Origin of the sequence: Salinivibrio sp. AR647, from assembly GCF_001995415.1 — a bacterium.
GTDB classification, from domain to species: Bacteria; Pseudomonadota; Gammaproteobacteria; order Enterobacterales; family Vibrionaceae; genus Salinivibrio; species Salinivibrio costicola.
This window is the reverse complement of sequence record NZ_MUFE01000006.1, coordinates 144,239-168,532: the sequence shown is the minus strand read 5'-3', so window position 1 is coordinate 168,532 and position 24,294 is coordinate 144,239. Positions and strand designations below refer to the sequence as shown.

23 protein-coding genes are annotated in these 24,294 nt (G+C 49.5%); 12 read left to right on the top strand and 11 right to left on the bottom strand.

Features of this window, described 5'->3' with window-relative positions; genetic code table 11:
- Positions 1 to 10: 10 nt before the first annotated feature.
- The 4 genes from BZG76_RS09470 to BZG76_RS09455 are packed head-to-tail and all read left to right on the top strand — an operon-like array spanning position 11 to position 4,121.
- Positions 11 to 1,150 (top strand): ABC transporter substrate-binding protein, encoded by a 1,140-nt coding sequence (locus BZG76_RS09470; protein WP_077461135.1) that lies wholly within the window; start codon positions 11 to 13, stop codon positions 1,148 to 1,150.
- Between the two features lie 11 nt (positions 1,151 to 1,161).
- A complete protein-coding gene (locus tag BZG76_RS09465; protein WP_077461134.1) occupies positions 1,162 to 2,877 on the top strand; it encodes an ABC transporter permease in 1,716 nt (571 codons plus the stop codon).
- Positions 2,837 to 3,508 carry an ATP-binding cassette domain-containing protein gene (locus BZG76_RS09460; RefSeq protein WP_077461133.1) on the top strand — a complete coding sequence of 224 codons (672 nt, stop codon included), beginning with the start codon at positions 2,837 to 2,839 and terminating at the stop codon, positions 3,506 to 3,508. Before BZG76_RS09465 ends, BZG76_RS09460 begins: the two co-directional genes overlap by 41 nt.
- The gene (locus BZG76_RS09455) at positions 3,501 to 4,121 is read left to right on the top strand and encodes a CDP-alcohol phosphatidyltransferase family protein (protein ID WP_077461132.1); all 621 of its coding nucleotides are present in this window, start codon (positions 3,501 to 3,503) and stop codon (positions 4,119 to 4,121) included. The genes BZG76_RS09460 and BZG76_RS09455 overlap by 8 nt, the downstream gene beginning before the upstream one ends.
- A gap of 25 nt (positions 4,122 to 4,146) precedes the next feature.
- Here the strand turns inward: BZG76_RS09455 and punR are convergent, their stop codons facing one another.
- The gene (gene punR / locus BZG76_RS09450) at positions 4,147 to 5,046 is read right to left on the bottom strand and encodes a DNA-binding transcriptional activator PunR (protein ID WP_077461131.1); all 900 of its coding nucleotides are present in this window, start codon (positions 5,044 to 5,046) and stop codon (positions 4,147 to 4,149) included.
- A gap of 106 nt (positions 5,047 to 5,152) precedes the next feature.
- On the opposite strand from punR, the gene punC reads away from it, so the two are divergent.
- Positions 5,153 to 6,358 carry a purine nucleoside transporter PunC gene (gene punC / locus BZG76_RS09445; RefSeq protein WP_077461130.1) on the top strand — a complete coding sequence of 402 codons (1,206 nt, stop codon included), beginning with the start codon at positions 5,153 to 5,155 and terminating at the stop codon, positions 6,356 to 6,358.
- 152 nt (positions 6,359 to 6,510) lie between these two features.
- Here the strand turns inward: punC and BZG76_RS09440 are convergent, their stop codons facing one another.
- Genes BZG76_RS09440 through BZG76_RS09420 form a run of 5 tightly spaced genes read right to left on the bottom strand, consistent with a single transcriptional unit; the run spans position 6,511 to position 8,586 of the window.
- Positions 6,511 to 6,939 carry a VOC family protein gene (locus BZG76_RS09440; RefSeq protein ID WP_021023717.1) on the bottom strand — a complete coding sequence of 143 codons (429 nt, stop codon included), beginning with the start codon at positions 6,937 to 6,939 and terminating at the stop codon, positions 6,511 to 6,513.
- A gap of 42 nt (positions 6,940 to 6,981) precedes the next feature.
- Positions 6,982 to 7,275: a hypothetical protein gene (locus BZG76_RS09435; RefSeq protein WP_077461129.1), complete on the bottom strand. Its 294-nt coding sequence runs from the start codon at positions 7,273 to 7,275 to the stop codon at positions 6,982 to 6,984.
- A 54-nt stretch (positions 7,276 to 7,329) separates the two neighbouring features.
- On the bottom strand, positions 7,330 to 7,881 hold the full coding sequence (locus BZG76_RS09430) for a lipocalin family protein (RefSeq protein ID WP_077461128.1): 552 nt from the start codon (positions 7,879 to 7,881) through the stop codon (positions 7,330 to 7,332).
- A 28-nt stretch (positions 7,882 to 7,909) separates the two neighbouring features.
- Positions 7,910 to 8,227: a DUF4144 family protein gene (locus BZG76_RS09425; RefSeq protein ID WP_077461127.1), complete on the bottom strand. Its 318-nt coding sequence runs from the start codon at positions 8,225 to 8,227 to the stop codon at positions 7,910 to 7,912.
- Complete coding sequence (locus tag BZG76_RS09420) at positions 8,224 to 8,586, bottom strand: DOPA 4,5-dioxygenase family protein (RefSeq protein WP_077461126.1); 363 nt, start codon at positions 8,584 to 8,586, stop codon at positions 8,224 to 8,226. The genes BZG76_RS09425 and BZG76_RS09420 overlap by 4 nt, the downstream gene beginning before the upstream one ends.
- Before the next feature lie 168 nt (positions 8,587 to 8,754).
- Between BZG76_RS09420 and BZG76_RS09415 the strand changes: the two genes are divergently transcribed.
- Positions 8,755 to 9,228: a peroxiredoxin gene (locus BZG76_RS09415; protein WP_077461125.1), complete on the top strand. Its 474-nt coding sequence runs from the start codon at positions 8,755 to 8,757 to the stop codon at positions 9,226 to 9,228.
- Between the two features lie 88 nt (positions 9,229 to 9,316).
- On the opposite strand, the gene BZG76_RS09410 is transcribed toward BZG76_RS09415, so the two are convergent.
- Positions 9,317 to 10,951, bottom strand: a complete 1,635-nt coding sequence (locus tag BZG76_RS09410; protein WP_077461124.1) for an acyl-CoA synthetase — start codon at positions 10,949 to 10,951, stop codon at positions 9,317 to 9,319.
- Positions 10,952 to 11,093: 142 nt separating this feature from the next.
- Positions 11,094 to 11,666 carry a nucleoside deaminase gene (locus BZG76_RS09405; RefSeq protein WP_108743465.1) on the bottom strand — a complete coding sequence of 191 codons (573 nt, stop codon included), beginning with the start codon at positions 11,664 to 11,666 and terminating at the stop codon, positions 11,094 to 11,096.
- Positions 11,667 to 11,872: 206 nt separating this feature from the next.
- On the opposite strand from BZG76_RS09405, the gene BZG76_RS09400 reads away from it, so the two are divergent.
- Together BZG76_RS09400 and BZG76_RS09395 are read left to right on the top strand one after the other, a co-directional pair.
- Complete coding sequence (locus tag BZG76_RS09400) at positions 11,873 to 12,994, top strand: efflux RND transporter periplasmic adaptor subunit (RefSeq protein WP_077461122.1); 1,122 nt, start codon at positions 11,873 to 11,875, stop codon at positions 12,992 to 12,994.
- A 10-nt stretch (positions 12,995 to 13,004) separates the two neighbouring features.
- The gene (locus tag BZG76_RS09395) at positions 13,005 to 16,100 is read left to right on the top strand and encodes an efflux RND transporter permease subunit (protein ID WP_077461121.1); all 3,096 of its coding nucleotides are present in this window, start codon (positions 13,005 to 13,007) and stop codon (positions 16,098 to 16,100) included.
- Between the two features lie 46 nt (positions 16,101 to 16,146).
- On the opposite strand, the gene BZG76_RS09390 is transcribed toward BZG76_RS09395, so the two are convergent.
- Entirely contained in the window at positions 16,147 to 17,037 is an 891-nt protein-coding gene (locus BZG76_RS09390; protein ID WP_077461120.1) for a LysR family transcriptional regulator, read from the bottom strand.
- Between the two features lie 90 nt (positions 17,038 to 17,127).
- On the opposite strand from BZG76_RS09390, the gene BZG76_RS09385 reads away from it, so the two are divergent.
- The gene (locus BZG76_RS09385) at positions 17,128 to 18,060 is read left to right on the top strand and encodes a DMT family transporter (RefSeq protein WP_077461119.1); all 933 of its coding nucleotides are present in this window, start codon (positions 17,128 to 17,130) and stop codon (positions 18,058 to 18,060) included.
- 6 nt (positions 18,061 to 18,066) lie between these two features.
- Here the strand turns inward: BZG76_RS09385 and BZG76_RS09380 are convergent, their stop codons facing one another.
- Complete coding sequence (locus BZG76_RS09380; RefSeq protein WP_077461118.1) at positions 18,067 to 18,759, bottom strand: winged helix-turn-helix transcriptional regulator; 693 nt, start codon at positions 18,757 to 18,759, stop codon at positions 18,067 to 18,069.
- A 193-nt stretch (positions 18,760 to 18,952) separates the two neighbouring features.
- The gene (locus BZG76_RS09375; protein ID WP_077461117.1) at positions 18,953 to 20,194 is read right to left on the bottom strand and encodes an NAD(P)/FAD-dependent oxidoreductase; all 1,242 of its coding nucleotides are present in this window, start codon (positions 20,192 to 20,194) and stop codon (positions 18,953 to 18,955) included.
- 270 nt (positions 20,195 to 20,464) lie between these two features.
- On the opposite strand from BZG76_RS09375, the gene BZG76_RS09370 reads away from it, so the two are divergent.
- From BZG76_RS09370 to BZG76_RS09360, 3 genes are all read left to right on the top strand, one after another.
- Entirely contained in the window at positions 20,465 to 22,417 is a 1,953-nt protein-coding gene (locus BZG76_RS09370; protein WP_021023698.1) for a hypothetical protein, read from the top strand.
- Between the two features lie 133 nt (positions 22,418 to 22,550).
- Positions 22,551 to 23,558 carry an amidoligase family protein gene (locus BZG76_RS09365; protein ID WP_077461116.1) on the top strand — a complete coding sequence of 336 codons (1,008 nt, stop codon included), beginning with the start codon at positions 22,551 to 22,553 and terminating at the stop codon, positions 23,556 to 23,558.
- On the top strand, positions 23,534 to 24,229 hold the full coding sequence (locus tag BZG76_RS09360) for a gamma-glutamyl-gamma-aminobutyrate hydrolase family protein (protein WP_077461115.1): 696 nt from the start codon (positions 23,534 to 23,536) through the stop codon (positions 24,227 to 24,229). The genes BZG76_RS09365 and BZG76_RS09360 overlap by 25 nt, the downstream gene beginning before the upstream one ends.
- Positions 24,230 to 24,294: the final 65 nt, after the last annotated feature.

The following is a 24,294-nucleotide window of genomic DNA, read 5'->3' as shown; positions in this document are numbered from 1 at the left end:
AGGAAGAACAATGAAACAATGGATAGCGGCCCTAACGCTCGCAATCACCAGTGGCTATGCCTTGGCCACTCCCGCTGAGCAGGATTGGGCACAAGTCGAACAAGACGCGAACGGGCAAACCGTATATTTCAATGCCTGGGGCGGCAATCAGCAAATCAATGCTTATCTTCGTTGGGCTGGGCGTGAACTCAAACGTGAATACGGTGTGACCCTCAAACACGTTAAAGTGGCTGATATTGCAGAAACAGTGAATCGTTTATTGGCTGAAAAAACGGCGGGAAAAGATACCGGCGGCAGTGTCGATATGGTCTGGATTAATGGCGAGAACTTTAAATCGATGAAGGAAAACGGGTTACTTGAAGGCCCCTTTGTCGAGGCGCTGCCTAACTGGCAAATCGTTGATAAAACCTTGCCCGTGACAGAGGACTTTACTGAACCTACCAAAGGCTTGGAAGCACCATGGGGGGTCGGGCAACTGGTGTTTATTCACGATAAAAAAACACTCGCCAATCCTCCAAGCTCTTTTGCTGAATTGTTACAGCTCGCAAAAGCTAATCCCGGTCGGATCAGTTATCCGAAACCGCCCGAATTTCATGGCACCAGCTTTTTAAAAGCGGCATTGCTTGAGCTGACAAACAATCAACAGGCGTTGTATCAGCCCGTCGACGATGCAGACTTTGAGACCATAACTGCACCGCTATGGGACTACCTTGATGCACTGCACCCAGTCGCTTGGCGTAATGGGGAGCAATTTCCCTCAGGCAGCGCGCACACCATGCAGCTTGTCGATGACGGTGCGCTGTTAATCGGGATCGCTTTTAATCCCAATGCGGCAAAATCCGCCATCGCCTCAGGGACGTTAGCGCCAACGGCACGCGCCTTTGCTTTTGAGCAGGGGGCTTTATCTAATATCCATTTTCTGGCGATCCCCTACAATGCCAATGCAAAAGCCGGCGCCAAGATAGCGATCAACTTTTTGATGGGTGAGAAGGCGCAATTGCGCAAAGCTCAGACTGATATTTGGGGCGACCCACCGGTGGTTAAACTGCCTGACACCGCTAAAACGCGCCGTTTTCAGTCCCAGCCAGAGCCGCATCCCAGTTGGCAAACCGCTCTCGAAAGCGCTTGGCTTAAACGTTACGGACAATAAAAGAGACCGTCATGGCACGTTTGTTGTTTGCCATCACGCTGGCGGTGTGCTGCCTGCCCTTACTTCCTGGGCTGGGAGGCCTGTTAACCAGTGCATTTGCGTTTTTACCTGCTTTGGGGCTGGCTGAAGCCAGTCTCTCGGGTTGGCGTGAACTCATTGCCTGGCCAGGCTTATCTCACTCACTCTGGCTCACACTGCTCTCTGGGCTAGCAAGTAGCTTATTGGCAGTGATGTTGAGCTTCGCTATTTTGCAAGCCACGTGGCAGACGCCCTTTTGGCAACGCATCGCGCGTAGCTTACCCGGTTTACTGGCCCTGCCCCATGTTGCATTTGCTATTGGACTGGTGTTGTTTTTGTCCCCTTCAGGGTGGCTATTTCGCCTGTCTAGCCCATTAACCGGAGACATGCCACCGACTTGGTCACTAATACAGGATCCGTATGTGCTGGGCTTAACCCTAGCCCTCACCCTGAAAGAAACGCCGTTTTTGCTTTTAATGAGCCTTTCTGTGCTAAGCCAAATTGATGTGCATCGCTTAACGATGGTCTCTGCCAGCCTCGGCTATGATCGCACAAGTACCTGGATCAAGGTGATTTTTCCACTTTGGTTCGCCAAAATGCGTTTTCCTATTTTTGCCGTGGTGGCCTATAGCCTCTCGGTCGTCGACGTAGCGATGATTTTAGGTCCAAACACGCCACCAACCTTTGCTGTGTTAGTTTGGCAGTGGTTTAACGACCCTGATCTTTCATTACTCCCCCGAGCGTCGGCAGGGGCTTTGGTCCTGTTTTTACTGTGTGCCTTGGTACTCATTAGTTATCGATTTTTCGAATGGTTGATTTGTGAGCGCTTTAATCGTTGGCAATTCACAGGAACACGTCGTGCTTGGTTACCAGGGAGACACCTCTGGTGGCCCGTCGTGATTGTTCCCTTGTTGGTAATCCCGGCTTTGTTCATTTGGTCGTTCGCCTTACGCTGGTCATTTCCCGATTGGCTCCCCAGCCGTTATGGGCTGCGCTTTTGGAGTCAAGAGCTTGCTTACGTTGGGGCGTTAATTGGGAATAGTGTTTTACTGGCGTTGATCAGTGCGACAGTCGCCGTCATATTTGCCATGGGCTGCCTTGAGCGCGCGGTGTCTCCTCGTCAAGGAGCACTGCCTAAAGCCGTGATTGCCATTCCTCTTTTGGTACCTCAACTGTCTATTTTGTTTGGGATCCAAGTGGCTGTGTATAGTTTACCGGGACAATGGCATGTACCCGCGACTATTTGGGCGCATATCTTTTTTGCTTTTCCTTATGTTTATTTAGCATTAGATGGCCCGTGGCAACAGTTTGATCAACGGCTTATCCAAACGGCTCGCAGTTTAGGCGTCAGTGCGATGGCAGCCTGGCTGCGTATCAAACTTCCCTTACTGTTACCGGCGATTATTCTCGCCTGGGCAGTGGGCGCCAGTGTGAGCTTAGCCCAATATCTTCCTACGCAATTATTGGGGGCGGGTCGGATCAATACCCTAACAACCGAGGCAGTGAGCTTATCCAGTGGGTTGGATCGACGGATTAGCGGCCTATACGGCCTGATGCAAGCGCTGATCCCCTTACTGGTTTTCGTCCTGGCAACGTTTCTCAGTCGTGTCATGCAACGGCGACTGACACCTCATCAATCGGTTGCGACGCAACCAGGAGCAAATAATCATGACGCTGTGTGTCAATCAACTCAGCATAAACGCGCCTGATCAGTGTTTATTACACGATGTCTCTTTCAGCGTATCGCCTGGCGAGATCCTCACCGTGATGGGGCCGAGTGGCTGCGGAAAATCCAGTCTATTGAGCGTATTGGCGGGACACATCCAACCGCCAATGCATTACAGCGGCCAACTGACCTTAAATGGTGAGCCTTTTGATCACTTACCGCCGGAGCAGCGCCGTATCGGGATTTTATTTCAAGATGATTTACTCTTCCCGCATCTCAACGTCTGGCAGAACTTGGCCTTTGCACTGCCCTCATCGATGAATAAAAAAGACAAATACAACCATACCCTGGCAGCACTCGACGCAATCCACCTCGCTGCACTGGCTAACTATGCACCGTCGCAACTATCGGGAGGACAACGTGCGCGTATCAGTGTACTACGCGCGTTACTCGCTAAGCCCGATGCGATTTTGTTGGATGAACCGTTCAGTAAGCTTGATAAGCCGCTACGCCGTGATTTTCGCGCCTTTGTGTTTGGACAAATTGAACAAAGGCAAATCCCGGCGGTGATTGTGACCCACGATAGCGAAGATATTGCGCATCCTGATCATCGCCTAGACTGGCCAATCCCAGAAACGCCCCTCACACCACAGGAGTACCCAGCAAATGCTTGATCGTTATGCGATTGCCGTGATCCGCTGGCCATTGAAACAAGCGGCGGTCCAACTCAGTCGGTGGGGAGCCAAACCTGACACGGTGACCTTGAGCGGGTTTTTCATTGGCTTACTGGCGCTGCCTGCTCTGGCGCTTCAAGCCTATGGGCTTGCGCTTAGCTTTATTGTGATTAATCGGCTTTTCGATGGCCTTGACGGTGCGATCGCGCGCGAGCAGGGCCTCAGTGATGCGGGAGGCTTTTTGGACATCACGCTTGATTTTATTTTCTACGCATCCATTCCGTTTGGCTTTGCGCTCGCGGACCCAGCCAATAATGCGATAGCGGCAAGCTTTTTACTTTTTTGTTTTATGGGCACCGGGGCCAGCTTTTTAGCTTTTGCGACAATGGCGAGCAAGCATCAAATCGACAACCCCGTGTATGCAAACAAATCCTTGTATTACATCGGGGGGATCACCGAAGGCACCGAGACCATTGCCAGCTTTGTCTTGATGTGTCTTTTCCCGTCTTACATGGCGTGGATTGCTTGGGTATTTGGCATCGCGTGCTTGGTCACCGCTTCCAGTCGCGTCTGGGCTGGATACCATACGCTACGTGACATTGAAGGACGCTAGCAACACTATCTCATGCGCGCTCACGTTATAGCCACTGCTGCTGTAATTGCTCTTTATCACCCAAATAATCGAGCAGCCAGCTTATCGGTGGCGATTCTTTATCTGAACGCCAAGCAATACAACATGGGCTGCTTAAAAGCGGATCCGCAAGCGTTAGCTCCACCAGCTCACCTCGAGCGATAGCCTCTTCGGCCATGTGAGAAGGCATCACACCAATGCCCAAGCCGGCCTTAAAACATTGCATGGCGCTGTGCCAATTCGGCACCGTTAGACGACGCTGGTTGTCCAATAGCCAAGTGGTACGGCGCGGCAAACGGCGCGAGGTGTCCTCTAAACAAATGGCGGGATACGCTGCGAGCTGATCGTTGTCTAGCGGTTGTTCGCACTGCATGAGTGGGTGCGATGGACTGACAACAAACCGCCAACGCAAGGTGCCCATTTCTCGATAACGAAACGCACCACTGACGGGGACGGCGGCGGTCGCACCAATCGCGATATCTGCTCGATCATCGGCAAGTGCATCCCATACGCCATTGAACACTTCCATGGTCAGTAACAGTTCCACATCAGGAAACGCATCATAGAAGTCGCGCACGAGTGTGTTGACACTGTCTTCACGCACCACATTGTCGAGTGCAAGTGAGACACTTTGCGCCCATCCATTCGCAACCCGTTGTGTTTGTTGACGAATATTAGCCATCGCTTTCAGCATTTCGCGTGATTGTTCAACAAAGTATTCCCCAGCAGGCGTCAGCTTTACTTGGCGATGAAGACGTTCGAACAGTACCACCGCCAATTTGTCCTCTATTTGCCGCACTGTATAGCTCACCGCACTGGGTACTTTATGGAGCTCTGCGGCCGCGCCTGAAAAGCTGCCTCGGCGCGCGACCACCTCAATCACCTGAAAATCTTGGTAAGAAAACATTCACATCAAATTTTTTGAAAGGTATGTTCAAATCATACCGTTTCACAGCATGGATTGTTAGTCATAAACTGCTCGTTACATTAATCTTTGTATCAAGAGATAAAAAATGAACAAACAAGTGCCATTTATCACGCTATTTTGGCTTGCAGGGCTCAGTATGCTGGGTTTCTTAGCCACCGACATGTATTTGCCCGCTTTTGAGGCCATGCAAATCGATTTTGCGACATCGTCGGCGAATATCGGTTTAACCTTGAGTATCTTTTTGCTTGGTATGGCCTGTGGTCAACTCGTTTATGGCCCCCTTTCCGACCGCATTGGCCGTAAACCTGCACTGTTAATTGGCTTAAGTCTCTATAGCGTTGCGACCGTGGTATGTCTGTTTGCAGATAATATTTATCTGTTACTCGGTGCGCGCCTTGTTCAAGCGTTGGGCGCGTGCAGCGCGATTGTGATTTGGCAAGCGGTGGTGATTGATCGCTACGAAGGCAAGTTGGGGCAAAAAATGTTCGCGACCATTATGCCGCTCGTTGCGCTATCGCCGGCATTAGCCCCTCTACTGGGCGCCTATTTACTTCAGCATTTTGATTGGCGCAGTATTTTTGTGGTTTTATTTGCCCTAGGGGTCGTTTTTATTGCACTGACTCTACGAGAGAAAGAAAGCTTAACTAAGCCAGCACAAGATACTAAAATTATTGATAAACTGAAGACTGATTATCAGCAAGTTTTTAAATCAAAAAAGTTCATCGGAAATATGCTTATCTTTGCTGGTTGCTCGGCCGCTTTCTTTGCCTATTTGACTGGATCGCCGTTTATCATGTCAGCGATGGGCTACACAGAATCCGATATTGGCCTGAGCTATATTCCACAAACAATCGCGTTTGTTGTCGGCGGATATGCCTGTCGTTATGCACTGAATAAACTCAAAGATCACAGCATCCTTCCTTGGTTACTGAAACTGTTTGTCGCCAGTGTGGTGGTAATCTTTTTAATTAGCTGGCGCACTGATGTCACTAATATTTGGTCAATCTTGGGGCCATTCTGCTTTTTGGCAGCGGCCAATGGTGCCATTTATCCACTCGTGGTAAACCGAGCCTTAGAAGATTTTAAATCATGTAGCGCGACAGCGGCGGGCCTGCTCAACTTCTTACAGATGATTATCTGCTTTGTCGCGAGCGCCTTGGTCTCTGCGTTTGCCGCCTCAGGATTGTTCGCGGTCACGACCGTGATGCTATCAACCTGCGCGGTGGTGATTATCGGCTTTGGTTTAGTCTGGCATGCCAACCGTCAAGCGCAGACGCTAGCAACGGCATAAATGACTCGCTCGCTTCTCACAACGTAAAAAGGCGCCATAAAGCGCCTTTTTCTTTTTGAGTTTCGCTCACACAGATGCTGCAATCAACTGAGCCAGTGTTCGTTCAAACGTTTGCATCACAATGTATGTTTAGTCCAATACTAAGAGTATGTTTAGTCCAACACTAAGCTGCCATTGTCATCAAACTGCCAAGCCTCTCCATAGGCAACTTCCCACAAATAGTTGTCAGGGTCAGCAAAGTAACCACTATAGCCGCCCCAAAAAACATCTTGAGCAGGTTTGACAATTCGACCGCCGCATTCTTTAGCCAGCGCAAGCACCTCATCGACCTCTTCTTTTGAACGCGTGTTATGCGCAAGCGTAATCCCACTGAAACCAGCGTCGCTAACAGGCATTCCGGGCTTTATATCATCGGCTAAAGCGTCGATTGCATATAACGCTAAACGCGTTCCCGCTGTACTAAAAAACACTATCCCTTCTTCGGGGTGATTATGGGTCGGAAACCCTAGTTGGCGATAAAATTCATACGAACGTGATAAATCGGCAACTCCCAATGTAATGATGCTAATCCTTGCTTCCATACTTCCTCCGTGGTGTTGATTCTAGCTTACATCTTTGGGTAACTACGCGGTGTTAAGTTGCACATGGTTTGCTATATTTTTCAGTGAGATCCCTGCCGCTGATAAGTGTGATTGGATCGCCATTAACGCCACATTGTATTCATGACTGTTTTTAAAATCTGCGATCCTTTGCCGATCCGTAAACATCAAACGGATCATCACACTTTGCGGAAAACGTTGATAATTCACCTCATGCGTTAGCCATTCAAAACCATCGACCTGTTTCATGGTCTGCTCACACACCTCAGTCAGTGCTTCGCGGATAGCATTGTCGTATTTTTTATCGGTTTTTCGCATTATTATCTCTTTTTGGTCTCCAGAAGATTGTTTGTCGCCATCAGATTATCCAGTTTAATCACTCGAAACTGGCTGCTTAGGATCAGTGCGGGAGTGATCAACAAAAATCAGTTCTTCCGTGGCAAAGCCTCGCTGTTTGGCTTCAGAGATAAAACGTTCTTTGACAGACTCAGGTACGGTCGGCGTGCGAGAGAGCAGCCAAAGATAGTCATGATCAGGGCCTGAAATAAAGGCATACTGGTAGTCATCATCTAACTCAAACACTACATAAGAACCATAGAAAGGCCCAAAGAACGAAACCTTCAGATACGCCGTCTTATCATTTTCAACGAAGTACGCTTTACCCTCTGCTTCTTGCCATTTGCCCTCTTCGCGGCTAAAGCCTCGGTTGATTACTTTGACGCCACCGTCTTCACGCAACGAGTAAGTTGCCGTCACATCGGATAAGCCGCGCTCAAACGAATGATCAAGTCTTGCCACTTCGTGCCATGTTCCCAAATAACGGTTGAGGTCAAAATTGGTTACCGGCGTCACATCTTTAGGCATACCAAGGCAGCCGGTTAACATCGTCGATAACAGAAACACGAACCCTAATCTTAATCTCATCAATCACTCCTTGCCGGATGGCACGAATCTAGTGCACCGCCAAACTAGCCATGGCGGCGGCCCTATCTTTAAATTGCATTTTTCCCACACAGCATTGACCAAGCTGCGCATAATGCGCTTGGATATGTGTCACGAGCTGAACAAGCGGCATGGTCTGCCCGCTTGGCTGCCAGTGCTGACCACCGTCTTGACTCAACCAGCAAACGCCTTGGCTATCCACCAGCCGATCATCTTCTGTGATCACGTTTTCACTCAGTCGACCGAGCGACGCCGAGTCTGGCGCGTATGATAGTTCGTCATCCCCTTGCCAAATCAGTAGCGCAGGATAGTTGATATACGTGGTCATGACTTGGGCTTAAATATATCAAGTTTGAGTGCCACTGACTTCCCTAACCAACCCACATGATCGGTATGATCAATGTAATCATCGCCCGTCACGCCATGCAAAAAGACGGTTAAATCGCCCCGATGCGCTTCAAGCCATGCCATCACCTCATCGAACGCGGCGTTGTCAAAGGCGATCTGAAAACTCCACTTTGGGTGTGGACCGACGCATTTGCGATGAAAACGGCCAAGGTCGATGGGCAGTGACGATGCAGCGGCCGATTGATAGATAACATCCGCCTGCGCTTCGGTGTCGGCTTCGTAGTAGACATGGGCGTGGTAAGCCTGGTGAACATTGGCAAAAGAGTGATTAGAAGACATAAGCATCATTTGATTGAATACAATGGAATTAAGAATAGTTTACTCCAAGCATCCAGTGATAAACAGGTTCAGCCTGTAAGGTAATTCGAATAGGCACTGATGTGTTTGCTAACGTTTACGCGTGTTATGCTGTGACTGAAATATAATACAACGATTAAAGGAGTCATCATGATTCAGCAAGGACAACCTCTACCGAACGCCACCCTCAGTGAACTCACCGCTGAGGGCATGCAAACCCACGACATCCCTGCCCTTTTCGCCAACAAGAAAGTTGTGCTGTTCGCGGTGCCGGGGGCCTTTACCCCAACCTGTTCAGAGTCGCACTTACCGGGTTTTGTGGTGAAAGCGGATGAGATTAAAGCAAAAGGCGTCGATATGATTGCCTGCGTATCGGTTAACGATGCCTTTGTGATGCAGGCTTGGGGCGAGGCACAAAATGCCAATCAGATTCATATGCTGGCCGACGGTGATGCGAGCTTTACCAAGGCGCTAGGACTAGAAATGGATTCAGGTAAGTTTGGCGGTGTTCGCTCACAGCGCTATGCCATGATCATTGAAAATGGCACCGTCACCCAGCTTAATGTTGAGCCGCCGAAAAGCTTTGACGTTTCCAGTGCTGAGGCCGTACTCAAGCAGCTATAGGTTTGCCAGATGTTAGGCGATAACTCGCCCAACTGACGGCCTGAACGTGATTTAATAAGCGGTGACGGGATGACGCCACCGTTTTTTATTACACTGACTTTTCACTCACGTTACGACGCAGTACATATTTTTGCACTTTCCCTGTCGACGTTTTTGGGAGTGTTGTAAAGATCACTTTTTTAGGCGCTTTAAAGTGCGCCATTTGGTCACGACAGAAAGCAATAATGTCTGCTTCGGTCACGGCTGATGCTTCGGTCGTTTTGACAAACGCACAGGGAACCTCACCCCATTTTTCATCGGGCATCGCTATCACCGCGACTTCATCAATCTCGGGGTGACGATACAAGACATCTTCAATTTCAATGCTGGAAATATTCTCTCCACCACTAATAATGATATCTTTCAGTCTATCTTTGATTTCAATGTAATTATCGGCATGCCACACCGCTAAATCGCCAGTGCGAAACCAGCCGTTACTCATGGCATCTTCCGTCGCGCTGGGGTTCTTTAAGTAGCCTTTCATTACGATGTTACCGCGGACAAAAATCTCGCCGAGTGTGCCACCATCTTTTGCAACCGGTTTAAACGTCACCGGATCGGCGACCATCAGATCCCCTTGCATCGGCGCGCGTACGCCTTGGCGCGCTTTCATCCGCGCTTTTTCTTGTTGGGAGAGGTGATCCCAATGATGCTGCCAATCACACACCACGCAAGGACCGTAGGTTTCGGTAAGCCCATAAACATGGGTCACAGCAATGCCCATCGCTTCCATGCCCTCAATCACAGAGGCAGGTGGCGCGGCGCCTGCGGTCATGACCTTGATGGTATGCTTAATGCCAGATTTTAACGCCGGATCAGCACTGTTGATCATATTAAGGACAATGGGCGCACCGCAGAAATGAGTGACTTTATGGGTTTTTATCGCATCAAAGATAGGCTCGGCCCGCACATGCCGTAGGCTGACACTCACCCCCGCCGTTGCGGCCACCGTCCATGGGAAACACCAACCATTACAGTGGAACATGGGTAGCGTCCAAAGATACACTGGATGCGCATCCATGTTCCAAGACAGCACATTACTCACGGCATTCAGATGGGCGCCACGGTGATGATACATCACCCCTTTGGGATTGCCCGTGGTGCCCGATGTATAATTAAGAGAAATGGCTTGCCATTCATCGTCTGGCAATGCGTACTGATAATCACCATCCCCTTTTGCTAAAAACGTCTCGTAGGTAGTTTCACTGATGCATTCGCCATGCGGATACAAGGGATCATCAATCGCAATCACTAACGGACGGTGTTTAATCATCTTTAACGCCCGCTTAGCCACTTCCGTCATTTCCTTGTCGACGATAAACACTTTGCTTTCCGCGTGTTCGAGGATAAAGGCGACGGTTTCCGCTTCTAACCGAGTATTAATGGTATTGAGTACGGCGCCTGTCATCGGCACACTAAAATGCAACTCAAAGACTTCGGGAAGATTGGGGGCCATCACCGATACCGTATCACCCAGCCCGATGCCGGCTTGAGTCAATGCCGATGCAAATTGACGACAACGCTGATCGACTTGCTGCCAACTCCAACATAAATGGCCATGAACGCTGGCCGGATAATCTGGATAGACGCTGGCGGCTCGCTCGAGGAAAGAAAGCGGGCTCAGTGTTTGATAATTGGCTGGACTTTTGTCCAAGCCAAGATCGTAGATATTATTAGATGACATAACGCACTCCTTGCTGACTGTGTCTAGATAACTAGATCACGTTAGCATGTCATCGAGCATGCGCTATTCAACTTAAGTCGATATGGCGGCGACAACACAAAAAGGCCCAGCCAATCCTCGTAGGCTACTCTTATCAAAATTCTTATTTCTTTGCGTTCACCGCACTCACACCTTGCCAATCTTCTAACTCTTGTTCGGGGTGCTCGGTTCTAAATTGCTGATACAGCGCAATGCCCAGCGGATCTTCTAGCACATCGATCGTCACGCCTTTCTCTTGCAGCATCGTCTCGTTACCGCTCGCACTGGTCACATCGCCGACCACCACTCGCGCGAAACCACGCATAAAGATTAATGTGGCGCAAACATCGCAAGGGCTTAAACTGGTGAATAAGGTCGTTTGGCTAAAATCGATTCTCCCAGCGTCACGCATTGCAGCTGTTTCGCCGTGATTATAAGGATGGTTTTCTTGCACCAGCGTGTTGTATCCCTTACCCACAATTTGGCGCGTGTGATTATCAATAATCACCGCGCCAATGGGACAGCCGCCTTCTTGTGCACTTTTTTCTGCAAGGCGTACCGCGATCCTCATAAAATCAGTATCTGTTAACTTAGTGCAAAAATGAGCGTCCATCAGTACAGGTAGACTAAGCGTCGGCATATGGGCAATCGCACGCAATGTCGCTTCATCCACGTTGCTATTTGCGTTGAGTAGCATCCGCTTTCTCCTCATTCGTTTAGGTTTATGACTCTAGCCTGAACAGCTCCACAAAATCATCAATTTACTCCCAACCAATGAACCAAACAGTGATATGGTTTGTATTAGTCAATTCGACGTACCGTTGTAAGGTAAGCCTACCTTTTTGCGTTTGCGTTTTATGCGCTGACCACGGTCGGTGATGGATTTTTTTTCAGGGACTTTTTATGACAAAGCGTTTAATTCTGATGTTAGTCGCGTGTGCGCTCGTATTTGGTGGGATTTTTGCCTACAAAATGGTGGGTGATCATTTTATGAATCAATTTTTTGACAATATGCCTGCCCCGACGGCGACTGTCACAGCCACCACAGTGTCGACGCACCCATGGCGTGAACAACAAACTACTATTGGTAGTTTTGCCGCGATTAATGAAACCCAGTTGACCACCGAAGCAAACGGCATTGTCGATGATATTTTCTTTGATAATGCGACCCCAGTAAAAAAAGGGCAACGGCTGCTGACACTCGATGCCAGTGTTGATCAAGCAGAGTTGCGCCGACTCGAATCGGTGGCTGAACTAGCACAATTAGAGATGCGACGTTACCAACGCCTTTACAGAGATAAAAACGTATCAGAGTCGGAACTCAAACGCAAAGAAAGTGAGGCTAAACAAGCAAATGCAGCAGTTGATAGCCAACAAGCGCGCATTGCACAAAAGTCGCTAACCGCCCCTTTCGATGGCATTATTGGCATTCGTAAAGTCAGTCTTGGTCAATTAATTGCTCCAGGTTCAGTGGTCGCAACCCTGACCTCAGTGAATCCGATTCATCTTAATTTTACCCTGCCCGAGCAACAGCTTAGTACCCTGCAAGATGGCCAAACAGTCTCAGCCACTATCACGGCGCGACCTGAACAAACGTTTACTGGCACAGTCACCGCTATTTCTCCTGTCGTTACCCAATCGAGCCGCAGTGTCGACATTCAGGCCACCTTTGACAATCCAGACGCCATTTTACGCTCGGGCATGTTTGCACGCGTGAGTCTTGATCAAGGTGAAGAAACGCAAAATGTCTTACTGGCGCCACAAACCGCGATTCAATTTAACCCCTATGGCAACGCCGTTTTCGTGATCCAAGAACAAGATGATGCACTGACGGTGCAACAGCGTTTTGTTCAAACCGGCGCACGCCGCGGTGACATGATTGTGATAGAGGGTGGCCTGGAAAGCGGCGATCGCATCGTGACTTCCGGACTGCTCAAGCTGCGCAACGGCAGTAACGTGAAGATCAGTGATAATCCGCGTGTTCAGCCCAGCGAAGATCTTGATCCCAACGTTGTGAATCAATAGGAGCTATTCGATGCGATTTACCGACGTATTTATCAAGAAACCCGTATTAGCGTCCGTCGTTAGCCTGTTCATTATCTTGCTAGGTTTACGCGCCATCACCGACATGAATGTGCGCCAGTTCCCGGAAATTAAGAATGCGGTTATCAGCGTGTCGACCACCTATATCGGTGCAGATGCCGATTTGATTCAAGGATTTATTACCACACCGCTGGAGCGCGAGATTGCTGCCTCAGAAGGGATTGATTACTTGGTTTCGACGTCGACGGCAGGCGTCAGCACCATCGAGGCGTATTTGCGTCTTGATTACGACCCTAATGAAGCACTCACGCAAATTGCCGCACAGGTCAACAAGGTACGGTCTGAGCTGCCTGAAGATGCGCGTGAACCCGTGGTCACCTTGCAAGTCGGTGAAACCGTGGCGGCGATGTATCTCGCCTTTTACTCTGAGGTACTCAGTGATAACCAAATTACCGACTACTTGGTGCGTGTGGTTGAGCCGCAACTTTCTACGATTCCCGGCGTACAACGCGCCAATGTACTCGGTGCTAGCAGCTTTGCGATGCGGGTTTGGCTCGATTCGGTCAAGCTCGCTGCATACGATCTTACCGGCACGGATGTCGTTGCTGCACTGCGCAATAATAATGTTCTGGCAACGCTTGGACGCACCAAAGGCCAAGATGTCGCGATAGATTTAAACGCTGCCACAGACATTCATGACGTCAGACAATTTGAAGATCTGGTGATCAGCAGCGATGGCCAATCGGTAGTACGTTTAGAGGATGTCGCGACGGTTGAATTAGGTGCAGAAAGTTATCAAACGTCCGTTAACTTTAACGGATTAGATGCCACCTTTATCGGCATTGAAGTGTCCCCGGATGCCAATGCCCTTGATGTTATTGAATCAGTCAATGAGGTTTGGGACGCGGATATTATCCCCCAACTACCGCAAGGCTTATCGGCCTATATCGCTTATGATTCCACCGAGTATATTGATAATGCCATTGATGAGGTGGTGATATCGATTATTCTCGCCTTAGCGATTGTGGTCTTCGTTATTTATGGCTTTTTAGGATCATTGCGCTCGGTGATTATTCCGGCGGTCGCCATTCCGGTGTCATTAATCGGCACCTTCTTCTTGATGTTTCTATTAGGCTTTTCCATCAACCTACTCACCTTGTTGGCAATGGTTCTCGCGATTGGCGTGGTGGTCGATGATGCGATTATCATGCTGGAGAATGTCCACCGCCATATTGAAGAAGGAAAGAGTCGAACAGAGGCCGCTATTGAGGGGGCACGTGAGCTAGCTTGGCCGATTATTACCATGTCGACGACGCTCGTCGCGGTATTTTTGCCCATTGGCTTTGTCGGCGGGTTAACCGGTGTCTTGTTTGTCGAATTTGCGTTTACCCTCGCCGCCTCGGTGATTTTGTCGGGAGTGGTCGCACTAACACTTTCACCGATGATGTGTGCCTATGTACTCAAACCTTATCAAGCCGATAAAGCGGCGAAAGAGAATTCTCTTGAACATTGGTTAGATAAACAATTTGATCGTTTATACCGTCGCTATAAACGTACCCTACATAGTTTGCTAAATACTAACGGCGTTGTGCTTACTTTTGGCGCAATTGTGTTGGTATCCTGCTACTTTTTGTTTATCACCAGCCCCTCTGAATTAGAACCGGCAGAGGATCAAGGGTTCGTCTTCTCTATTTTGGAGGCCGATAGCCAAACCACACTGGACGCGCTATCTGCCAGCACAGACGAGTTAAACCGGCTCATTGATGATGTGCCAGAAATTGATAATGTCTTTATTATTAATGGCTCAGGCGGCACCAATAATGCCATCGCTGGTATTGTGCTTGCCCCTTGGGATGAGCGTGAGCGCAGTACCCAAGCCATCTTAGAAAACGAGATTCAGCCCTTTATGGAGAGCCAGCCAGGCTTAAGTAGCTTTGCATTGGTGCCACCTTCATTACCGTCTCCAGGCGGTGGGACACCGGTTGAGTTTATTATTGGCTCGACCCAACCTTATGAAGCCATCAATGAAGTCGCTAATAATATCGTTGGCAAAGCGATGCAAAGTGGACGCTTTATCTTTGTGGATACCGATCTAAGTATCGACCGTCCAAAGCAAACGGTCAACATCGACCGTGAAAAGGCCGCTTTGATGGGTGTGAGCATGCAACAGCTCGCGGCCGACATGGGCTCACTGTTATCCGGCGCTGACGCTGGACGGTTTTCACTGGATAACCGCTCATACCGTGTAATCCCACAAGTCGCGCGTAGTGAGCGTCTTACGCCAGATCAACTGCGTCAGTTTTATACCCGCAACCAAGAAGGTGAGCTGATCCAACTTTCGACCTTAGTGACCTTAGAAGAAAGCGTTCAGCCACAAGCGCTGCGAGGCTTTCAACAACTCAATGCGGTTAAAATCTCGGGCGTCCCACGTCCAGGTGTCCCCTTAGGCGAAGCGCTAGGTGTATTACAAGAGATCGCCGCAACCGAATTACCAGCTGGGTTCAGTGTCGATTATGCAGGGCAATCGCGGCAATTTATGAGCGAAGGCCAACAACTGGTCGTCACCTTCTTCTTTGCCCTGGTGGTGATTTTCTTAATCTTGGCGGCGCAGTTTGAGTCGTTTAAAAACGCGATCATTATTTTGGTCACGGTCCCCATGAGTGTGTGTGGGGCATTGATATTTATCAGCCTTGGTTTTACCACGCTGAATATCTATACCCAGGTCGGTTTGCTCACCTTGGTGGGGCTAATTGCAAAACATGGTATCTTAATCGTCGAGTTCGCCAATCAGTTACAGCAAGATGGGCGCACGAAGCGCGAGGCGATTGAAGAAGCGACAGCGATCCGTTTACGCCCTATCTTGATGACAACGGCCGCGACGGTTCTCGCCATGATCCCGCTCTTGATTGCCTCAGGAGCCGGTGCAGGCGCGCGTTTTGCCATGGGGTTAGTGATTGCCAGTGGGATGACACTGGGCACCTTGTTCACCCTGTTCGTGGTACCCGCGATGTACTTGTTCTTAGCCAAAGCGATTACGTCGACGCCAACTGAACATATGGTGTCAACGGAAACAAACCACGACGCCTAACCTTCCCACATCAGGCCACAGCGCAAAACACTGTGGCCTGATTTCATTATCCAACAAACCGCGCGAGCACGAACTCCACCAGCAACCGCACCCGCAGCGGCACGTGCTCCCGATCGCGATACAACAAAAACAGCGTTCGTGCTTGGCTCCGCCATGATGGCAACACCCGTTGTAGCGCTCCTTGTTCAATCAACGGTAATGCGGAGTAGTCAGGAATGTAGCCCATCCCAAAGCCTGCCTGCACGGCATGGGTCAGCATTTGAATTTCGTCAACTTCAGCCCGAATACCCGTCGTGGCTTGATAGTCATAAGCGTCACCGGTTGTGTCGTGCTCTAGCTGCCAAACGGTCATTGGGTGACACAGCACGACAGGTTTGCCCACCAGCTCTTTTGGTGATTGAAGCTGACCATAATCACTACCTGGACTCGCGCAGACAATAAAGTGAATATCGGTTAATGGCCGTGCGATCCAATCTTCCACGACCGGATTACCGACCCGAAACACCACATCCATTCCTTCGCCTTCAATATCAACCAGTGTGTTAGAAAAACTCAGATCAAGCTGAATCTCTGGGTAGGCGCGCATAAAATCAAACAAAACAGCGCGTAAAAACTGTTTACCGGCATTAATAGGGGCGCTAACACGGATCTTACCTTTAGGATGCTGCTTTTCGCTCAAGAGTTCATCACTGACCGCGTTCAGTTCATCAAAAAGACTCGCAGCGCGTTCGAAATAGCGATGACCCGTTTGCGTGAGCGAGATACGATGGGCATCACGATTGAGTAACCGCAAGGCCAGATCCTGCTCAAGTTGACGAATTCGCCGGCTTAAGGTCGATTGAGGCATCGATAGCTGTTGCGCTGCGGCTTTAAAGCTGCCTAACTGGGCAACAGTACAAAAGTAACGCAAATCGTCTAGCGAATAGTTAAGTTTCATTATTGGCATTTACCGTTCTAATATTGCCGGTTTATTCAAATTTTGAAACTTATACACTAGCGCACATCGTTTAATAAGTCAGGTATTAATATGAATACAACGTCGATTTGGAAAGCCATCGCCCTACTCATTTTATGTGCGTTTTTTTGGGGCAGCACCTTTCCCATCGGTAAGGATGCTTTGAATGAGGTCAGTGCACTCACGCTTGTTTTTTGGCGATTTGGGATCGCGGCCATTTGTCTGGGTCTGTACCTCAAAGCAACCCGAGCCAAGATCCCCCATCTCAGTGGCAAACAATGGCTATGGGCAACTACCGTCAGTGCTGTAGGCATTGGAGGGTTAAATCTTTGCTTGTTTACCGGGCTTGAATATACCCAAGCCACCAACGGCTCATTAATTATGGCGCTCAGCCCGTTAGTCACCTCTTTCATTGCCTGCGTAGCAATACGCGCACTTCCGCGCAAAGGGCAAGTTTTCAGTTTGGTGGTCAGTTTATCGGGGGTATTATTGGTGATCACCGACGGACAGTGGGATGTTTTACGCAACCTCAACTTTAATCAAGGTGATCAGATGATTTTCACCGGCATGTTCGCGTGGAGTGCCTATACCTTTTTCAGCCAAGGGATTGGTCGTTGGATGCCTGTCATCCCCTATACCTTTTTGGGTATGCTCAGTGGCGCCACGGTCATCGGCGTGATGTGTGCGATGACACCAAATGTACATCCCTTTGGTGAGGTGATAACCGCCAGCCCAATCACGGTTTCAGAATTACTTTATATCGGTGTGCTAGGCACCGTCGCGGGCTATTTGCTCTGGCTTAACGGTGTACGTCACCTTGGCTCAGCCAATGCTGCCCTATTCTTTAACTTTGTACCGGTGTTTGCAGTACTCACCGCGTTCTTGATGGGACAAGCGGTCAGCCAAATCCAAGTATTAGGGATTGCGATTGTTGTTGCCGGCTTGCTGTTGCCTCGCTTACCCCATCCTGGTCGCTGGCGACTTGCGCTGTCACGCTCAGCTTAAACGCCATTAAATAAAGCAATAGCCTTTGCCGTGGTCGGTTTGCAAGCGCTCAGGCGGCAGTCCAGCGTCAGCGAGTTTTTTCCGAACACGGCTTAAATGCATATCGAGGCTGCGATCATCAGGCGTAAACGTTTTTTTAAGCACCTGACGATAAAGGAGTGACTTACTTAACGTAGTATCTTTATGCTGCGCAAGAAGCCACAAGAGTTCGAATTGTATGGGTGTTAATTTGACCGCTTGGTCATCCACTCTGACTTGGTATGTGTCTTGGTGCATCCAGAGATTATCAACTTGCAGCTGGCCTGATGACTCTTTGATCACCACCATCGCATGGCGGCGATGCATCGCAATCGCGGTGCGCAGCATACACTCATCAATATCAATAGGGGCAGATAGCACATCTTCCGCCCCAGAATTCAGCGCGGCCACGCGATCAGCCGCCGCTTGACTTGCCATTAAAGCAATAAACGGGCACTGCTCGCTCAACCAGCGCAAGGTTGTCATTTGCGCCTCTCCCTCAGGCACCCAGCTAATCAATTGCACAGCATCCCAATCGGGCATTGGATCATCAGGGCCAATCACAGTCACATCGCAGCCGTGATCTCGCAGCCGAGCTTCGAGTAGCGCGATAAATGACTGGTCTTCTGGGCCGCGCACGACAATGGCGGGCTTAGTTTTGGAGAAAAACGCCTGGTGCATCAGTGGTCCTATCTAAACGTTCACGTCACATCAATGGCTGAACCCTATTTATCGTCATTGTCACTCAAAAAAGGATTCGCCAAGCTATTCATTGTCTTACAGTATCAGCCTGTAAAGCAAACGGGTTTACGTCGACTTAAGCGTTTTCGATCCCTCATGGCGTGGGAATGATGACAAACTCAGCAGCCGACCACTAAAAGCGATCGACACGATACGGATGCATATCAATATCCGTGTGCTCCTCATCTATCATTTGTCCCAACAATTTTCCGGTCACAGGGCCCAAGGTAAAACCTTGATGACCATGACCGCATGCCAACCACAGCCCCTTTTGGTCTGGCGCCGGGCCGATCATGGGCTTCATATCGGGTAGACAAGGACGCCCACCTTTCCAAGGGGATGCATCAAGACGTTCACCAAGCGGATAAAGCGAACGCGCGACCTGTTCAGCGGCATTAAGTTGGCTCTCATTAACCGGCGCATCCACTGCTGTCAGTTCCGCGCCTGTCGTCAGGCGAACACCAGCGCGCATCGGCGCCAAGAGGTACCCGATTTCCGCATCCATAAGCCAATGATTCAGTGGTACTTTTTTATTACATGCATAGTGCATGTGGTAGCCGCGTTTAGCAAACAAAGGCACCTGAATTCCCAATTGATCCAACCAATACGATGACCAAGGCCCCATCGCCATCACCACCTGGTCAGCGTGTAGGCTTTCTTTGGTGGTTTGAATGAGCCATCCCGAGCCTTGCCGTGTTAAGCCTGTTAACGAAGCATGTTTAATGGCTCCTCCTTTGCATTTTACATCCGCGGCGTAAGCTTCGACCAAAGCGCCGGGATCGGTGACGGTCCAAGGCTGCTTCCAATGAATCGCCCCCACAATAGACGGAGACAAACTCGGCTCTCGCTGTGCAAGCTGTTGACGGTTTAACACATCAAACTCAACACCGAATAGCGCGCTGTCAGACGCTGTTTTTGTCAGTTCTTCATCAAGCGCTTTTTGGGTACGGAACAGTTTAAGGTAACCGGCTTTGCGAATTAACGCTTCCGCCCCCGCAGACCGTATCATCTCATCATGCGTATCGAGTGATTGCATTATCAAGGCTGCGTATTCAGGGACAAGCTTTCGATAATGCTTATCACTGGAGTAATGCCAATATTGCAATAACGCGCGAGCCGCTCGAATCACACTGCTAGGACGATAGCGAATATCCACCGCACGGTTCGGCAACACCCGCAGCAAAGTGGTGAGATCACGCGGAAAGGCATAGGGCCGAACGGCTTCACGTTGAATAATGCCTGCATTGCCAAACGATGTTTCTTGCCCTGGAGGCACGCGATCGATCAAGGTGACGGCATACCCTCGTTTAAGTAAATGCCAAGCCACGGATACACCGACCATTCCGGCCCCTAACACCACGACCTGCTTCGTCATACTTCACTCCCTGAATGATGTTATTTTTTGTTTTGTTGTTAAAACTGTTGAATTTTCACCCTTAAGTTACAAGCTTTGCGCCAGTAGCGATAGTGGTCAAGGGGGCTTATGGTTACTATTTTCTCTGAAGTGTGTAATAGTAGTTTGACTATAATCAGGCACAAAAGGACGTTGTAGGCTGACGACCAACCCAGGTGAAGGTAGTTAACACATGCCTATCCATGGGCTGGCAAGCGCCACTGATACAGCGCAGGAAAGAACATCATTGATATGTCGAGCTTACTAAAAAACCTTGATCATGCTGTGGTGCAGCTTGATCAGGCAAGTTCAATTGATAAACCAAGCTGCCAGTTTCACGTGATTGATATCTGTGAGCAAGTCCTGACGCAAGAGGACGGCATTAGCGCTCTATATACGCGTATCCATACGCTCAATGCAGCTGGTCTCTTTGAAGGTACAGACTGGGATCACCCAGAATACCTATTACCCAATTTAGTGCCGGCAACACTCGCACATGCGGACAAAGCCACCGTTCTACTAGATTGCCTCAGCCAATTAAGAATGCTAGCTATTGTTGAGGGTAAGAGCCCCCCTTCGACTTTCTCAGCCCAAGAGGCTCATCAGTTTCTTGCCAAAGTACTCAGTCTTAATTTGTCACTCATCATGGGGATCACCGACGAAACTAGTCGTATCCGCCTTGGTGAGATGGCACCCGCTATCAGTTCACTATACCGGTTTCTTCTCACGCATTTAGGCTACGAAACCATTCTTAGTGAGTTAGTTGATGAAGTCTGGCGCGTTCTCGCCCAACGCCCTATTCAGGTCAATCCGATAAAAGCGATGATCACCCAGATATCCATTCTCGTGTCTCAAGAGCAAGTCAACCTTGGTGAAGCAAAACTCGGGATTGACCGTCTGGTAAGCGCGCTATATGGCCCGACTCAAGGTTGCTATGACGATCCGGGGCTCGATGCCTATTGCCAACGACTAAACGCCATGGATAACAACTCCCTCCAACAGGAGGCGATGGGCTTTGCACGCGCGATGCACGATGTCGGCTTGGCGTCTGACTATCACGCCACCTTCTTACGCTGGCTACTCGACAACCAAGGCAGTGATATACTCCCCACCGCGCTAGGGCTCAGTAATACAGGGGTAGATTGTCTCGTGACCTATCGTCAATTGGTCCACACATTAATTCAAGAAGCTGTCTATCCGCAGACCGCACAAGCAGTCTATGGGCTGGCGATGCTGCTTGAGCGTGGGGTATTGTTTGACGCGCCCGTCGCACCGAGTCTATGGCGGCAAATTTATTTAAATTTACATCCGGATGTTGCCGCCAGCCTAACCCTCGCGTTTGGCGATCAACTGCCGGCGCGGGTACATCTTCTTGCAGGCGTGATGTCAGTGCTTGGTCAACCGCTTGGTGTGGCACAAGGAAACAATCCAACTTGCCAATCTGCTCGAGCCATCTCAATGTGGGCCTATAATGATCCCGATTATCTACTCAACTGTATCGTTCAAGTCGCCTGTAATACAAGCTTACGCATGCACTTTGAAGGTAAAACATTGGACTCACACACGTTGCTACAAGGCCTAAGCACAGCATTGCCGTTTGACACCGATCCTGTGTCCGTGGTCCTCGTCCCTCATCTCGACAAGCTTTATATTGAAATGGGCCGTTGCTGCGTCAGTCGAGAGCAAGATCCCCACAAATGGATAAACCCCGAATTTCACGGCTGGTATGTCGGGCGCGAATTTATGATTGCGGTTGACGTTAAAACAGGCCTACTCAAAGATTTCGATTGCTTTATCGAGCGTTTTTATCGTAGCTATCATCCTTTATACAATGGCAACATTCCTGTCATTCATCCTCAACCCGTTGGAATTGCAGTGACAAGCAGTCAGGGGCGATTTATTGGATGGCACGCTGTTACTTTGATTCGTGTCGCATTCGACCAAGACAACGTGATGCGGGTCTATTTTTATAACCCGAATAACGACAGTGGCCAAGATTGGGGGAATGAAGTGGTTGTTTCCACCCAAGGAAAAGGCGAACAATACGGCGAAGCGTCGCTACCTTTTGAGCAGTTTCTCTCTCGGCTTTATCTTTATCATGACGACACCATTCAAGTCGGGATAAAAAGCTCACTGCCAGATGAAGCCATTGCCGATGTAAAACGAATGGCTTTAACAAGCTGGGCGGCAGATCGTATTGGCTGATGAAAGCCAAAGAGCATTATATTTGCGATTTGTTTAGGCTAATTCCCGAACAAATCGAGGCGATTTCCCTTTAATCAGCGCATCGTGACCCCCATGTATTTCATATGTTTATCCGATAAGTGAGGCTCCATTGATGAATGCGTCCCCTTCACCGTTAAAAACACCCCCTCATACCACCAATGCAGAGGGAGAAACGCGCTGCGTCGGTGTTGAACTTGAATTGAGTGGTATGGAGCTAGACACCATTGCACAGCTCGTTGCAAAACATTTATCCCTGACGGTTGAGCATGGCGGCCGTTACGACCGAAAACTAACCGGTGACAATGCGGGTGATTGGATCATAGAGCTTGATTACGCCAAGCTAAAACGCCTTGGACGGAACGATCGAAGTGAGAAGACTCTCGCCAATCAAATTGACCAATCCGCGGAAGAAGTTTTAGCTTGGGCAGCTAAAATGGTCGTACCGGTCGAAATAGTCAGCCCACCGCTTCCGCTTGATCGACTTCAAGACGTCGATAGACTGATTGAGTTTCTGCGACAACAAGGTGCAGAAGGCACAGAGGACAGCCCTGTCTATGCATTTGGGATGCAGCTTAATCCCGAACTGCCCGACTTATCCGCTCACACTATTAACGCGCATCTGAAAGCATTTTTATGCTTGTATGATTGGCTAATTAAACGTGCCGATATTGATTTATCCCGTCGTCTCACAAGCTATGTCGATCCGTTTCCAAAAGCGTATATCACGCGTGTTCTCGCGCACGATTATTGGCCCGATCGCGACACCTTGATTGCAGATTACCTTGCTGATAATCCGACGCGTAATCGTGCGCTAGATATGCTGCCACTCTTCACTCACCTCGATGAGAAACAAGTGAATCAGGCGCTCAATGATGGCCTGACAAAAGCGCGCCCCACGTTTCACTATCGTTTACCGGATAGCAAAGTAAGTCGTCCACAATGGGGGATCCATGAGGCATGGAATGATTGGGTAGAAGTAGAGAAACTTGCCGCAGATCCAAAACGACTGACAGCTTGCTGTGATGCTTATCTTGCTCACTTAAACGATCCATTATCACGCATTACCAATAACTGGGCGGAGAAAGTGAATACGCTATGGGTAGACCCGTTATCGCAATAACCGGCCCCGACAAAGGTGCCTTCTTACCGCGTTTTTTCGTTGCCACCGCGGTGCGTCTTTATGGCGGGCAGCCCCTACAGTTGCGGCCAGGTTCAATATTTAAGCCTGATGATTATCACGGTGTGGTGATCACAGGCGGCCACGATGTTGAACCTGTGCTGTATGCTGCTGAGCCCGAAGTGAAACCAAACTACGATCCCGAACGTGATGAACTAGAGAGCGCAGTAATCAAAAGCGCGTTAGCCAGTCAAAAGCCGCTTTTGGGCATTTGCCGTGGTGCGCAACTTCTCAACATTTGCTTAGGCGGCACCTTGCACCAAAGCTTACGCGAACAGCGCAAGAAAACCTCTCATCGCTGGACAATATTCCCGATGAAAACCTTGTGTATATTGCGTGATGTTAACGGCCATATACAGCAACGATTGGGGCAAGGCAGACGCAAAATAAACAGCCTACACAACCAAGCGATTAACGCGTTAGGCGAGGATTTAACGGTAAGCGCACGTGATTTAGATGGTATTGTACAAGCGATAGAGTCGCCCAACCGCCCTTATACACTGGGCGTACAGTGGCATCCAGAATTTTTGCTTTACCTTGGCTGTCAGCGTACGCTGTTTAAGGGCCTAGTCGAGCACGCAACGCGCTTCCAGCAGCGACAAGCGGCATCTTAATGAGCATACCCGTTATCGGGCGATAAACAAAAACGCCGAGGCACATTCACTCGGCGTTATCGATT